We start from the raw sequence: 14,525 nt of genomic DNA, 5'->3' as shown, positions 1-14,525 counted from the left end.
GCGCTGCCGCCGGTGCGGTCGGCGGGCGGCCCGCGGGGCTCACCGCGCGTCCTCGCCGGCCTCCGGGGCGAGCTGGCGCGGCGCGGGGCGCCCGTTGGCGGCGGCCACGCCGCTCTCCGTCGCGGGCGGTGTCGGCTTCACGTCGACCATCCGCGGCAGGATCATTGTCGAGTCGTCGGCCGGCGGCGGCGGGCTGACGGCGGGGCCCGGCGGCAGCGCGACCGTCCGGTCGACGGGCGGCGGGGCCGCCGCGGGGCCGGCCGGCGGCGGCGGGACCTCCGGCATGCGGGGGGCGAGGACGGTGCCGGTGACCCGGGCGCCCACCTGGGCGAAGCGGGTGATGGCCGCGGCCACCTCGGTCCGCCGGGTGCGCCGGGCCTCGGCCACGACCAGGACCGCGTCGGCGTCCCCGGCCAGCGCCTGCGCCTCCACGCTGACGTGCGGCGAGGCGGCCTCGATGAGTACGTGGTCGAACCGGTCGAGCAGCGCGTCGAGCGCCTCGCGCAGTACCGCCAGCGGCAGCTCGGCCGCGGCGTCGAGGTCACCCGGCGGCAGCAGTCGCAGGGCCGGCAGGTCGCCCAGCGGGGTGAGGGCCTGGAGCACCGGCAGGTCGCGGCGCAGCACGCCGGCCAGGCCCGGACCGGCGGCGGGGGTGCCGGTGATGGCGGCGAGGGCGGATCGGGGTACGGCGCAGACGACGGCGACCTGCTGCCCGGTGCGGGCGTACGCGGCGGCGAGGTTGGCCACGAGGAACGCCGCCGACGGCCCGGTCGAGGCCGCGGTGACCAGGACCAGCCGGCCGCGGCCCGGGCGGGGCTGCCCGGTGGCGAGCAGAACGTTGCGCAGCCGGCCGATCTCCCGGGCGAGGGGATGGTTCGGGGCGACGATGCCGAGGGCGCTGACCTGGCCGGGCGCCTCCATCAGCACCGGCACGTCGAACCGCTCGGCCAGGTCCCGCGGCCGGCGCACCCGGCCGTCGAACCGGTCGGCGGCCAGCGCGGCGAGCAGCCCGAGCAGCAGCCCGGCGGCGAGGCCGCTGGCCAGGTACAGCGTGGTGTCGGGCGAGCTGGGGTCGGCCGGCAGCCGGGCCTCGGAGATGACCTCACCGGGGTGGACGGCGGCGGCGATCAGCGGGTTGCGCTGCTCGTTCAGCGCGCGGAGCTGGTCGGTGAGGACGTTGCGGTCGGCGATCGCCCGCTCCCGCTCGGACGAGTCCCGGCCGGCGGCGGCGATCTCGTCGGCGATCCTGTCGAGCCGCTTGGTCACCGTGCTGATCTGGCTGTCCAGCGCCCGGCGCTCGTCGTCGACCCGCTTGCGCGCCTCGGCGCCGCGCAGGTCGAGATACGCGGTGGCGAACGCCGCGGCGCCGGCGCGGGCGGCCCGCGGGTCGGGCGCGGCGAAGGTGACGTTGAGGACCTGGCTGTTCGGCGGGACGCCGACGCTGACGACCTTGACCAGCGCGTCGGCGGGGATGGCCGAGCCCATCGCGGCGCGGGCCTTCTCCGCCACGACGAGCGACCGGACGACCTGCGCCTCGGTGTCCAGATTGACCTTGTTCTGGTTGTTGTTGCCCTTGTCGCCGATCTCGACGGCGCGGACGACGACCTGCGTCGTCGAGCGGTAGACGGGGGTCTGGACGAGGATCAGCCCGTACGCGCCGGCGACGCCCGCGACCGCGCCGAGCGCGATCACCCACCAATGCCGCCGCAGCCACCGCAGGTAGGCCGCCAGGTCGGGACCCTCCGGCTCGGGCGGCTCCGCGGGGTGGGACGAATTCATGGGTGTTTCGCTCGCTTTCGTCGCACAACCGGTGCGTCCGGGCTTCGCGCTATCCACATCGGGCGCCACTCGACTCGACGGAGGTCGATAATAGCGCCATGCGCTTCTGCTACCACGTGCAGAGCAACGGCTCCGCAGAGCATCTGACCAGACTCGTCACGGTTGTCAAGCGCTACAGCCCGGGCTGCGTGGTCCACGTCAGCCGTGACATCCACGCCGAGCCGGTCGACGCCGCGGCGCTGCGGGCCCTGCCCGGCGTGGGCCTCGCCCACCACCTCGGCGGCGTGGGCGACTTCAGCGCGGTCGACCGGTACCTCAGCGGGATCGACTGGGTCGAGCAGCACGCCGGGCCGGTCGACTGGTACGTCAACCTGCGCGACGACGAATACCCGATCCGCCCGCTGCGGCACGCCGAGGACGAATGGGTCGCCGCCGGCGTCGACGCGGCGTTCACCCACTGGGAGCCGGGCGCCGGGGCGCCGTGGTCGCGGTACCGCACCCGCAGCCACTACCTGACCCGGCACCGCCGGCTGGCCGGGCCGGGGCGCGGGGCGGCGCTGGTCCGCCGGCCGCTGCGCTGGCTGAACCGGCTGCACCCGCCGGTGCAGTTGCACGCCGAGTACGGCCTGACCCTGGGCACGCCGGTCCGGCCGCCGGCCGACCTGCGGCTGTACGGCGGCGAGTTCGCGGCGGCGCTGAGCTGGCGGGCGGCGCTCCACGTCCGGGACGTGCTGCGGGACCGGCCGGACGTGGCCGGGTACTTCCGCGGCTGCCTCGCCCCGGAGCGGGCGGTGCTGCCGACGCTGGTCCGCGGCGGCGGCTTCGCGGTGCTCAACGACAGCAAGCGGTTCGTGCTGCCGCCGGGCGCCGCCGACCCGGTGGCGCTGGCGGTCGCGTCGGGCGCCCACTTCGCGGGCCCGCTCGACTCCGGCCGGGACGCGGCGACGCTGGACCGGCTGGACGCGCACCTGGCGCAGCTCGCGGACTGACCGCGGCCGATATATCCAATTTGTACTGCTGGCCGCTCCGGTCGACGCCGCCGGGGTGCCCCGGCGGCGCGGGTTTGCGGTACCGTCCATCCGGCCGCTCCGACGGAAGGGGTCGCATGGCCGCCACCACCACACCGGACGCACCGGTCCTGCTCGTCGGGTCCAGCGGCGGGCACCTGGCCCAACTGGTGGCCCTGCGCCCGTGGTACCGCGACCGGCCCCGGCACTGGGTCACCTTCGACACCCCCGACGCCCGCTCGCTGCTCGCCGACGAGCCGGTCACCTGGGCCCACCACCCGACCACCCGCAACGTGCCCAACCTGCTGCGCAACCTGCGGCTGGCCGCCCGGTTCCTGCGCCGGCACGAGGTCGCCGCCGTCGTCACCACCGGCGCCGGCGTGGCCCTGCCGTTCGTCGCGCTCGCCCGGCTGCGCGGCATCCCCACCATCTACATCGAGGTGTACGACCGGATCGACACCCCGACGCTGACCGCCCGGCTCTGCCGGCCGTTCCTCTCCGCGATGCTGGTGCAGTGGGAGGAGCAGCGCCGCTCGTACCCACGCGCGACCGTCGTGGGCCAGCTCCTGTGAGCCGGGACGCCGGGCGCCCGGACATCCCCCAGCAGCGGCGCGGGCCCGCCGGCGCGGTGGTCACCGTCGTCGGTACCGACGTGCACCCGTTCGACCGGCCGCTGCGCTGGCTGGCCGACTGGTACCGCAGCCGCGCCGACCGGCCCCCGCTGGTCGTGCAGTACGGCAGCAGCGCCCGCCCCGACCTGCCCGGCGCCGTGCCGTTCCTCGACCACGCCGCGCTCCAGCGGGCGTTCGCGGCGGCGACCGTCGTGGTCAGCCACGGCGGCCCCGCCACCATCACCGAGGCCCGCCGGCACGGGCGGGTACCGCTGGTCGTCCCCCGCGACCCGGCTCTCGGCGAGCACGTCGACGACCACCAACAGCTCTTCGCCCGCCGGCTGGCCGACGCCGGCATGATCCGCCTCTGCCCGGACGCGGCCGCCCTGGCCGCCGAGCTGGACGCCGGGCTGGCCGACCCCGACTCGCTCGCCACCCCGGCCGGCACCGGCGGGGTCCCGCCCGGCGTCGCCCGGGTCGGCGAGATCATCGACGCGCTGATCGCCGACCGCCCGGCGCCGCGGCGGCGCCGGTGAGCCGCGTGCGGGTGCTGTTCATCGGCGGGCTCGGGCGCAGCGGCTCGACCCTGATCGAGCGGCTGCTCGCCGCCCGTCCCGACGTGTGCGCGGTCGGCGAGACCGTCCACCTGTGGGAGCGCGGGCTCGGCGCCAACGAGCGCTGCGGCTGCGGTACGCCGTTCCGGGACTGCGCCTTCTGGGCGGCGGTCGGCGAGCGGGCGTACGGCGGTTGGGACCGGCTCGACCCCGCCGCGGTACTGGCGCTGAAGGCCCGGGTCGACCGCACCCGGCACCTGCCCTGGCTGGCCCGGCGGACCCCGCCGGCCGCCCGGCGGGGCGCGGTCGCCGACTACACCGACCTGTACGGGCGCCTGCACGCCGCCGCCGCGGGGGTGTCCGGCGCGGCGCTGGTGGTGGACTCCAGCAAGCACGCCTCGCTGGCTTTCGCGCTGCGCTTCGCCCAGGGCGTCGACCTGCGCGTGCTGCACCTGGTCCGGGACGCGCCCGCGGTCGCCCACTCGTGGGCCAAGCGGGTGCGCCGGCCCGAGGTCGCCGACCGGGTCGAGTACATGCCGGTCCTCTCGCCCGGCCGGGCGAGCGGGCGGTGGCTGGCGCAGAACGCGGCGTTCGACGCGCTCGCCCGGCGGGCCCCGGTGCACCGGCTGCGGTACGAGGACTTCACCGCCGACCCGGCGGGCGCGCTGGCCGAGGTCCACCGGTTCGCCGGGCTGCCCGGGCCCGCGCCGGCGGGCGCCGCGCCGCCGGCCGGGCCGGTGCACAGCATCGCCGGCAACCCGCTGCGCTTCGCCGCGGGGCCGGTGACCGTACGCCGGGACGACGCCTGGCGGGCGGGCCACACCGGCCGGCGCCGGTGGATCGTCGCCGGCACCACCTGGCCGCTGCGGCTGCGGTACGGCTATCCGGTCCGCCCGACCCCCGAGGAGCAGCCGTGAGCGCACCCACCGTCAGCGTCGTCGTGCCCACCCGGGACCGGCCGGGGCTGCTGCGCAGCGCACTCGCGGCGATCCGCGAGCAGGCGTACCCCGGCCCGGTCGAGACGATCGTCGTGTACGACCGGTCCGCGCCGGACACGACGCTGGCCGGCGGCGACGACCACCGGCGGGTACGGGTGGTCGCCAACGACCGCGTGCCCGGCCTGGCCGGCGCGCGCAACACCGGCATCCTCGCCGCCACCGGCGAGCTACTCGCCTTCTGCGACGACGACGACCGCTGGCTGCCGGGCAAGCTCGCGGCGCAGGTCGCCGCGCTGACCGCCGACCCGGCGGCGGAGCTGGTCTGCTGCGGCATCCGGGTGCGGTACGCCGAGCACGCCGTCGACCGCGGCGTCGGCGCCGACCGGGTCGGCTTCGCCGAGCTGCTGCGCGACCGGCGCACCGAGCTGCACCCGTCCACGTTCCTGTTCCGCCGCGCCGCGCTGGTCGACGGCATCGGGCTGGTGGACGAGGCGCTGCCCGGCAGCTACGCCGAGGACTACGAGCTGCTGCTGCGCGCCGCGCGGCGCACGGATGTGCGGGCGGTCGCCGACCCGCTGGTCGAGGTGCGCTGGCACGAGCAGTCGTTCTTCGCCCGCCGCTGGGCGACCATCGCGGAGGCGCTGCGCTGGCTGCTGGACCGGTACCCCGAGTTCGCCGACGTGCCGCGCGGGGCGGGGCGCATCCGCGGCCAGATCGCGTTCGCCGAGGCGGCCGCGGGGCGGCGCCGGCACGCGCTGCGGTGGGTCGGGCGGACGCTGCGGTCGGCGCCGCGCGAGCCGCGGGCGTACCTGGCCCTCGCCGTCGCCGCCGGGGCGGTCGGCCCGGACCGGGTCCTGCGCGCGCTGCACCGCCGGGGCCGCGGCATCTAGCCCCGCGGGCTGCCGCAGTGACCGGCGTCTCACCCCTCGGGAACGGGTCGGACAACGGCTCTGAGCTGCACGGATGGCCGTCCCGACGGGCGTCCCGGGTTGTTCGGCGCGACCGCCGCTATCGAACAATCGCCGCCCCGGATTGGCTCATCGGCATCGCAGTTCCGACCGCCCGAGCAGCCCTGGGGGATCAGATGAACGCCATGCAGAAGCCCGCCGCCCGCCGCCCGATCACCGCCGCTCCCGCCGACCGCGCCGGCGCCCGTACCGGTCGCGGCTGGGCCGGGATCGGCCGCGGCTGGGCCGGCATGGGCCGGGCCCGGGCCGGCGCCGGCCGGGGTTGGGCCGGGATCGGTTGAGCCGCCCCGCATCGATAGGGTTTGCGGCGGTGCCGCCGCCATCCCCCGCCCCGCGCGGCGGCCCGGGAGGGTCGCCGTGGCACGCCCCGAACGAGTACTCGATCCGACCGCCGGCCCCGTCCAGGAGTTCGCCGCAGCACTGCGCGAGCTCCGGCGGGCCGCCGGCAACCCCGGCTACCGCGCGCTCGCCGCGCGCACCGGCTACTCCCCGTCCACCCTGTCCGACGCCGCCGGCGGCCGCCGGCTCCCCGGCCTGGCCGTCGTGCGCAGCCTCGTCGAGGCGTGCGCCGGCGACGCCGGCGAGTGGGAGCAGCGGTGGCGGCGGACGGCCGCGACCGTGGCGGCGCAGTCGGCGACCGGCGCCGACGACGGCGACCGGCCGCCGTACCTCGGGCTGGCCAGCTTCCAGGTGGCCGACGCCGACCGCTACTTCGGCCGGGAGGCGCTGGTCGCCGCGCTCGCCCGGCGGGCCGCCGACAACGGCCTGCTCGCCGTCGTCGGCGACTCCGGCAGCGGCAAGTCGTCGCTGGTCCGGGCAGGCCTGGTCCCCGCGCTCAGCGGCCCGGCCGACCCGCCCGCCCTGGTGATCACCCCCGGCGAGCGGCCGATGGACGAGCACCGGGCCCGGCTCGCCGACCCGCCGCGGGTGGTGGCGGTGGACCAGTTCGAGGAGGTCTTCACCGTCTGCCGGGACGGCAGCCAGCGCCGCGACTTCATCGACGCCCTGCTGGCCGCGGCCGACCGGCCGGACGTGGTCGTCCTGCTGGCGCTGCGGCCGGACTTCTACGGCCACTGCGCGGCGCACGAGCGGCTCGCCGCCGCGCTGGCCGGCGCGACCGCCCCGCTCGGGCCGATGTCCGACGAGGAGCTGGCCCGGGCGATCACCGCGCCCGCCCGCCGGGCCGGCGTGGCCGTCGAGCGGGCACTGATCGCCACCCTGCTCGCCGACGCCGCCGGCCAGGCCGGGGCGCTGCCGCTGATCTCGCACGCGATGCTGGAGACCTGGCGGCACCGGCAGGGCAGCCAGTTGACGCTGGCCGCGTACGAGGCGACCGGCGGCCTGACCGGGGCGGTCGCCCGGACGGCCGAACAGGAGTACGCCGCCCTCGACGACACCGAGCGGCTCGCCGCCCGGGACCTGCTCATCCGGCTGACCGCGCTCGGCGAGGGCACCGCCGACACCCGCCGCCGGGTGTACGTCGGCGAACTCGACCGGCCGGGCACCGCCGCGGTCGTCGAGCGGTTCGCCAGGGCCCGGCTGCTGGTGGTCGGCGAGGACACCGTGGAGGTGGCGCACGAGGCGCTGATCGGCACCTGGCCGCGGCTGCGCACCTGGCTCACCGAGGACCGGGACGCCCTGCGGCTGCACCGCCGGCTCACCGACGCCGCGACGGTGTGGGACGGGCTCGGCCGCGAGCCGGGCGACCTGTACCGGGGCACCCGGCTGACCGAGGCGCTGGAGTGGGTCGACCGAGCCGGCGGGGCCGCCCTGAACGCCGTCGAGCGCGAGTTCCTACGCGCGTCCGCCGCTGCGGCGGCGGCCGAGGCGGCGGCGGCGACCCGGCGGGCGCGGCAGGTCCGGCGGCTGAATGTCGGCCTGGCCGCCCTGCTCGTGCTCGCGCTGCTCGGTACCGTCGCCGCGATCTGGCAGTGGCGGCGGGCCATCCGCGAGCGCCAGGACGCGCTCTCCCGGCAGCTCGCGGCCGAGGCGATGGCGCTGGTCCGGGCCGACGCGCCCGAGGCGCTGCGGCTGGCGGCGGCCGCGCACCGCGCGGCCGACACCCCCGAGGCGCGCGGCGCGCTGCTCAGCCTCGCCGGGTACCGGCCGTACAGCGGCAAGCTGGACCACCACGAAGTGATCAAGGATGTGGCGCTCAGCCCGGACGGCAACCTGCTGGCCGTCGCCGGGCAGGACGGCATCCTCGGCCTGTGGCACGTCCCCGAGCGCCGGGAGATCGCCCGGCTGACCGGGCACCACAAGGCGATCCGGACGCTCGACTTCCACCCCGCCGGCCGGTACGTCGCGTCCGGCGGCGCCGACGGCACCGTCCGGATCTGGGACGCCGCCGACCCCGCGGCGCCCGCCCGGCTGCTGCGGCCCGGCGGGGCGCCGCTGAACGCGGTCGAGTTCAGCCCGGACGGCAGCCGCCTCGCCGGCATCACCACCGACGGCGCGGCGCTGGTGTGGCGGGTGGCCGACGGCGCCCCGGCGGCGGGGTTCCGGGTGGCGGCGGGCGACCGGTCCGACGTCCACTTCCACCCCCGCGGCGACCGCCTCGCCGTGGCCGAGGGGAACGGCCGGGTCGCGGTCCGGGACCTGCGGACGGGCCGGGCGGTGTGGTCGGCGCCGCCGCCGGAGGACGCGCAGGAGCGGGTGCGGTTCGACCCCACCGGCACGCTGCTGGCCAGCTCCGGCGGGCTCGGCACGATCACCCTGCGGGATGCCGCGACGGGCGCGGTCCGGCGGACGATCCGCGGGCACGTCTCCCTGGTCCGCGCGATCGTCTTCAACCCGCGCTCCCCCGAGGAGCTGATCAGCGGCGACGCCACGGGCGTGGTGTACGTCTGGAACGTGCACACCGGCAACCGGATGCACGAGCTGGTCGGCAACACGGCCATCCCGTACGGGCTGACGATCAGTGCGGACGGCGGGACCATCGCCTCCGGCGGCCGGGACCGCAGCGCGCTGCTCTGGCACCGCGGCGAGCTGCCGATGCAGGGCCCGGAGGGCGAAATCGGCAACCTCACGCTGAGCCCCGACGGCCGGACGCTGGCGGCGACCGACCCGCCGCAGGTGTCCGGGCCGGTCACCGTCCAGGAGACCCTGCTGTGGGACACGGCCACCCGGGCCGTGCGGGCCACCGACCACGCCGACGTCAGCCGGCCGCCGCGCGCGCCGGCCCGGCCGGCGCCGATCGCCGTACCGCCGCAGCCGGTGCTGACCTGGTACCAGCGGCAGGCGCACGTCTGGGACGGCGGCAGCGGCAAGCGCGTGCGCACGTTCGGCGGCTTCCCCGACCGCCAGTTCACCGGCACCCTAGACGCCGCGGCGGGCCTGCTCGCGATCGGCGGGGCGGACCGGCAGATCCGCCTGTTCGACATCGGCACCGGCGCACTGGTGGCCACCACCTCGGCGCAGCCCGACACGGTGTTCGGCCTGCGCTTCACCGCCGACGGGCGGCGGCTGGTGAGCGTCGCGGCCAACGGCGTGATCACCGTGCTGGACCCGCGCGCGGACGCGGTCGTCCGGACGATCGCCAACGGCGCCCGCGCCGTGGACGTGGCCATCCGCGCCGACGGCGCCGAAGTGGCGATCGGCGAGGACTCGGGCGACATCTCGATCTGGAGCGTGCGCACCGGCGAGCGGGTCCGCCGGCTCACCGGCCACGCCGGGCCGATCGACGCGCTGGCATACAGCCCGGACGGCCGGACGCTGGCCAGCGGCAGCCACGACATGACCCTCGGCCTGTGGGACCTGCGCAGCGGCGCCCGGCTGGCCACGCTGCGCGGGCACCGCGCGGCGGTGACCACGGCGGTGTGGAGCCCGGACGGCCGCACGCTCTACACCGGTGGCGCCGATGCCGTGGTCATCCCGTGGCTGACCGACGTGGCCGCGGCGAGCCGGCGGGTGTGCGCGACGCTGCTGCGCAACTTCCCGGACCACCCGGCCGACGACTGCCGCCGGTCGGACCGGGTGGACGCCCGTCGATAGGGTGGTCGCCGCGGCGCGCCGGCGATCGGGGGTGGCATGGCACGGCCGGAACGGATGCTCGACCCGACCGCGGGGCCGGTCCAGGAGTTCGCCGCGGGGCTGCGCGAGGTCCGGCGCGCGGCCGGCAACCCCGGCTACCGCGAGCTGGCCGAGCGCACCGGGTACTCGCCGTCGACCCTCTCCGACGCGGCCGGCGGGCGCCGCCTGCCCGGCCTGGCGGTGGTCCGCGCGTTCGTGGACGCGTGTGCCGGCGACACCGCGGAGTGGGAGCGGCGGTGGCGCGCGGCGGTGCGGCAGCAGCCCGCCGGGCCGTCCCTCCCGGCCGGCCGGGAGGAGCCGCCGTACCGGGGGCTGACCAGCTTCGACGTCGCCGACGCCGGCCGGTTCTTCGGCCGGGAGGCGCTGGTGGCGACGCTCACCGAACGCGCCCGGGCGCACGGCTTCCTGGCGATCGTGGGCGACTCCGGCAGCGGGAAGTCGTCGGTGCTGCGCGCCGGGCTGCTCCCCGCCCTGCGCGCGCCGGACGGGGACATGCTGGTCATCACGCCGGGCGAGCGCCCGATGGACGAGCACCGGGCCCGCCTGGTCGCGCCGCCGGCCCTGCTGGCCGTGGACCAGTTCGAGGAGCTGTTCACCCTGTGCCGCGACGAGGGCCAGCGGGCGGACTTCATCGCCGCGCTGGTCGACGCGGCCGCACTGCCCGGCCGGGTGCTGTTGATCGCCCTGCGGCCGGACTTCTACGGCCACTGCGCCCGCTATCCGCGGCTCGCGGCGGCGCTGGCCGGCGCCACCGTCCCGATCGGACCGATGACCGACGGGGAGCTGACCCGGGCCATCACGGCGCCGGCCCGGCTGACCGGGCTGACCGTCGAACGGGCGCTGGTGACGAAGGTCCTCGCCGACGCGGCCGGGCAGGCCGGCGCCCTGCCGCTCATCTCGCACGCACTGCTGGAGACCTGGCGGCTGTGCCGGGGCGGCCAGCTCACCCTCGCGGCGTACGGGTCGACCGGCGGGCTGACCGGCGCGATCGCCCGGACCGCGGAGACGGAGTACGCCGCGCTGGAACCGGCGCGGCGGGACGCGGCGCGGGACCTGCTCATCCGGCTGACCGCGCTCGGCGAGGGCACCGCCGACACCCGCCGCCGGGTGTACACCGCCGAGCTGGACCGGCCGGGTCTGGCGGAGGTGATCGACCGGTTCGCCCGGGCCCGGCTGCTCGTCGTCGGCGGGGACACGGTGGAGATCGCGCACGAGGCCCTGATCGGCACCTGGCCCCGCCTGAAGGAGTGGCTGACCGGCGACCGGGACGCGCTGCGCCTGCACCGCCGGCTCACCGACGCGGCGACGGCCTGGGACGCCCAGGGCCGGGAGGACGGCGACCTGTACCGGGGCCCCCGCCTGGCCCTGGCCCGGGAGTGGGCGGACCGGCCGGCCGACACTGCCGCCCTCAACGCGGTCGAGCGCGCGTTCCTCGCGGCCGCCGACCGGGCCGAGCGGGCCGAGCGCGCGGCGGCGGCCCGGCGGGCGCGCCAGGTGCGCCGGCTCAACACCGCGCTGGCGGTGCTGCTCGTGCTGGTCCTGGCCGGCGCCGGCGTCGCGCTGCGGCAGTGGCGCGGGGCGGTGACGGAGCGCGAACTCGCCCGCTCCCGGCAGCTCGCCGCCGAGGCGCTCGCGGCCTCCCGGTCGGACCTGCCGCGGGCGCTGCGGCTGGCCGTCCGGTCGTACCGGGCCGCGCCGACGACCGAGGCGCGCGGTGCCCTGCTCAGCCTCGCGGGGCACCGCCCGTACAGCGGCCGCCTCCCCCACCGCGACGCGGTCAAGGAGGTGGCGTTCAGCCCCGACGGCACCCGCCTGGCGACCGCCGGTCAGGACGGCGCGGTGACCGTGTGGGACGTCGCCGCCCGCCGGGAGGTGCACCGGCTCACCGGACACGTGGGCGCGGCCCGGGCGGTGGCCTTCCACCCGGGCGGCGACCTCCTCGCCACGGGCGGCCTCGACGGGACCGTCCGGCTCTGGCACGCCGGCGCCGGTACGGCCGGTCCGCTGGTGCACGACGACGGCGGGCGGCTCGACTCGGTGGCGTTCAGCCCGGACGGCCGCCTGCTCGCCAGCCTCGGCGCCGACGGCCGGGTACGGCTGCGCCGCGTCCCCGACCTGACCCCGGCCGGCGAGTTCCGGACCGCCCGCGGCCCCCGCTCGGACCTGGCGTTCCGGCCGGACGGCGGCCTGCTCGCCGTGGCCGACGGCGCAGGCGCCGTGCGGCTGTGGGACGTCCGGCGCGGGCGGCTGCTCCGGAACCCGGCCACCGCCGGCCCCCGGTACGCCGTGCGCTTCACCGCCGACGGCACCGGCTTGGTCACCGCCGGCGCGGACGGCGCGATCGAGGTACGGGACACCCGCGGCGACCGGTCGCGGCTCGCGCTGCGCGGCCACCTCACGCCGGTCCGGGCGCTCGCGGTCAACCCGCGGGACGGGACCGTCCTGTCCGGCGCGCAGGACGGCACGCTGACGGTCCGGGACGGTCGGACCGGTCGCCGCCTGGCCGACCTGACCGGCAACGCGGCCGACATCTACGGCATCGCCGTGAGCCCCGACGGCCGCACCGTCGCGTCCGCCGGGCGCGGCCAGTCGGTCCTGCTCTGGCAGCGCGACGACCTGCCGTACGTCGGCCCGCCCACCGAGGTGGCCGACCTGGCGGTGAGCGGCGACGATCGCACCCTCGCCGCGGTGGCCAACGCCCGGCTGGAGGGCGGCCGGACGATGCAGGGCGCCGCGCTGCTGGACGTCGGCTCGCGCGACACCCGGGTGTTCGAGGATCGCGCGCCCGGCTCGCCGTACCGCGGCGGCCCGGCCGCCGTTCCGCCCACCCCGCTGGCCACGTACAGCCGGTGGGCGGCGACGGTCTGGGACGCCGACCGCGGGGTGCCGGTACAGCGCGTCCGCGCCGCCTCGGGCGACATCACCGGCGTCGACCTGGACCGGGCGAGCGGACTGCTGGCGGTGGGCACCCGGGCCGTCGACCGGCCGGGCGGCGAGGTGGAGCTGGTCGACGTGCGCAGCGGCAGCCCGGTCGGGCGGATCGCCCGCCCGGCGGCACTGCTGGCGGTGCGGTTCGCCGACCGCGGCCGGACGCTGGTCGCGGTGGATGCCGCCGGCGGCATCGCGGTCGTGGACGTCGCCCGGCGTGCGCTGCGCGGCGAGGCCCGGACCGACCTGCCCGTCCTCGACGCGGCAATCCGGCCGGGCGGGAACGAGGTCGCCCTCTCCCTGAACGACGAGGCCGGCGGGATCAGCGTCCGCCGGGTGGCCGACGGCCGGGAGACCGCCCGCCACGCCGAACACACCGCCCGGGTCGAGGCGCTCGCGTACAGCCCGGACGGGCGGCTGCTGGCCACCGGCGGGCACGACCACGTGGTCCTGCTGCACGACGCGGCCACCGGGGAGTTGCTGGCCGCGCTGCGCGGCCACGCGGCCTCGGTCACGGCGATCGCCTTCGACCGGGCCGGCCGGACCGTCTACTCCGGGGACACCGACGGCACCATCGCCGCCTGGGTGACCGACCCGGCCGCGGCACTGGACCGGGTGTGCGTCCTGGCGGCGCGGCGGTTCCCGGACTCCGCCCGGACCGGCTGCGCCGCGGGGCCGTAGCGGCGGGTCAGGTTTCGACGATCATGCCGGCGGCGACCGTGCGGTTCGTCGACTCGTCGATGAGGATGAAGCCGCCCGTCGTGCGGTTGCGCCGGTACTCGTCGGCCAGCAGCGGCTGCGTCGTGCGCAGCCGGATCCGCCCGATCTCGTTCAGCCCCAGCTCCACCGCCGCCTCGTCCCGGTGCAGCGAGTTGATGTCCAGCCGGTAGTGGAGCTGCTTGACCATCGTCCGGGCCGTGCGGGTCGTGTGCTTGATCGTGTACCGGGAGCCCGGCGTCAGCGTGCGGGTCTCGTCCATCCAGCAGATCATCGCCTCGATGTCCTGGGTGGATGTCGGGGCGTTGTGCGGGCGGCAGATCAGGTCGCCGCGGGCGATGTCGATCTCGTCGGCGAGCCGGATCGTGACCGACATCGGCGGGTACGCCTCGGTGACCGGGCCGTCGGCGGTGTCGATGTGGGTGATCGTGGAGGTGAAGCCCGAGGGCAGGACCATCACCTCGTCGCCGGGCTTGAGCACGCCGGACGCGACCTGGCCGGCGTACCCGCGGTAGTCGGGGTGGGCGCTGGACTGCGGGCGGATCACGTACTGCACCGGGAACCGGACGTCGACCAGGTTGCGGTCGCTGGCGATGTGCACGTGCTCCAGGTGGTGCAGCAGGGACGGGCCCTCGTACCAGGGCATGTTCGCCGACCGGCTGGCGACGTTGTCGCCGTTGAGCGCGGACACCGGGATGATCGCCAGGTCGGGGATCTCCAGCTTCGCGGCGAACGCGGTGAACTCGGCCGCGATCTCCTCGTACACGTCGGCGGACCAGTCGACCAGATCCATCTTGTTCACGCACAGCACCAGGTGCGGCACCCGCAGCAGCGAGCACAGGAACGCGTGCCGGCGGGATTGCTCGACCAGCCCCTTGCGGGCGTCGACCAGGACGAGCGCGAGGTCCGCCGTGGACGCCCCGGTGACCATGTTGCGGGTGTATTGGATGTGGCCGGGGGTGTCGGCGATGATGAACTTGCGTCGCGGGGT

The 14,525-nt window shown here is 77.4% G+C and carries 10 protein-coding genes; 8 read left to right on the top strand and 2 right to left on the bottom strand.

Features of this window, described 5'->3' with window-relative positions; all coding sequences use genetic code 11:
* Positions 1 to 39 precede the first annotated feature (39 nt).
* Positions 40 to 1,779, bottom strand: a complete 1,740-nt coding sequence (locus IEY94_RS24070) for a Wzz/FepE/Etk N-terminal domain-containing protein (protein ID WP_189172073.1) — start codon at positions 1,777 to 1,779, stop codon at positions 40 to 42.
* 98 nt (positions 1,780 to 1,877) lie between these two features.
* Here IEY94_RS24070 and IEY94_RS21555 point away from each other — a divergent pair, with 98 nt between their 5' ends.
* The 8 genes from IEY94_RS21555 to IEY94_RS21520 all read left to right on the top strand — a co-directional run bounded on the left by IEY94_RS21555 (position 1,878) and on the right by IEY94_RS21520 (position 13,498).
* Entirely contained in the window at positions 1,878 to 2,768 is an 891-nt protein-coding gene (locus IEY94_RS21555; RefSeq protein ID WP_189172072.1) for a hypothetical protein, read from the top strand.
* A gap of 116 nt (positions 2,769 to 2,884) precedes the next feature.
* Positions 2,885 to 3,358 carry a glycosyltransferase family protein gene (locus IEY94_RS21550; protein ID WP_189172071.1) on the top strand — a complete coding sequence of 158 codons (474 nt, stop codon included), beginning with the start codon at positions 2,885 to 2,887 and terminating at the stop codon, positions 3,356 to 3,358.
* Entirely contained in the window at positions 3,355 to 3,933 is a 579-nt protein-coding gene (locus IEY94_RS21545) for a glycosyltransferase (protein ID WP_229784334.1), read from the top strand. The genes IEY94_RS21550 and IEY94_RS21545 overlap by 4 nt, the downstream gene beginning before the upstream one ends.
* Positions 3,930 to 4,868, top strand: coding sequence for a sulfotransferase (locus IEY94_RS21540; protein ID WP_229784333.1), 939 nt, complete (start codon positions 3,930 to 3,932; stop codon positions 4,866 to 4,868). Before IEY94_RS21545 ends, IEY94_RS21540 begins: the two co-directional genes overlap by 4 nt.
* Positions 4,865 to 5,779, top strand: a complete 915-nt coding sequence (locus tag IEY94_RS21535) for a glycosyltransferase family 2 protein (protein WP_306341618.1) — start codon at positions 4,865 to 4,867, stop codon at positions 5,777 to 5,779. The genes IEY94_RS21540 and IEY94_RS21535 overlap by 4 nt, the downstream gene beginning before the upstream one ends.
* 203 nt (positions 5,780 to 5,982) lie before the next feature.
* Entirely contained in the window at positions 5,983 to 6,138 is a 156-nt protein-coding gene (locus IEY94_RS21530) for a hypothetical protein (protein WP_189172070.1), read from the top strand.
* A 76-nt stretch (positions 6,139 to 6,214) separates the two neighbouring features.
* Positions 6,215 to 9,850 (top strand): nSTAND1 domain-containing NTPase, encoded by a 3,636-nt coding sequence (locus IEY94_RS21525; protein WP_189172069.1) that lies wholly within the window; start codon positions 6,215 to 6,217, stop codon positions 9,848 to 9,850.
* A 36-nt stretch (positions 9,851 to 9,886) separates the two neighbouring features.
* The gene (locus IEY94_RS21520; protein ID WP_189172068.1) at positions 9,887 to 13,498 is read left to right on the top strand and encodes an nSTAND1 domain-containing NTPase; all 3,612 of its coding nucleotides are present in this window, start codon (positions 9,887 to 9,889) and stop codon (positions 13,496 to 13,498) included.
* Positions 13,499 to 13,505: 7 nt separating this feature from the next.
* Here the strand turns inward: IEY94_RS21520 and IEY94_RS21515 are convergent.
* On the bottom strand, positions 13,506 to 14,525 hold a 1,020-nt coding region (locus IEY94_RS21515; protein ID WP_189172067.1), incomplete at its 5' end, for a sulfate adenylyltransferase subunit 1.

The sequence above is a fragment of the Pilimelia anulata genome (genome assembly GCF_014647895.1).
Classification (GTDB): domain Bacteria; phylum Actinomycetota; class Actinomycetes; order Mycobacteriales; family Micromonosporaceae; genus Pilimelia; species Pilimelia anulata.
Note: the sequence above shows the minus strand (reverse complement) of the source record. Positions and strands in the feature narration are given on the sequence as shown.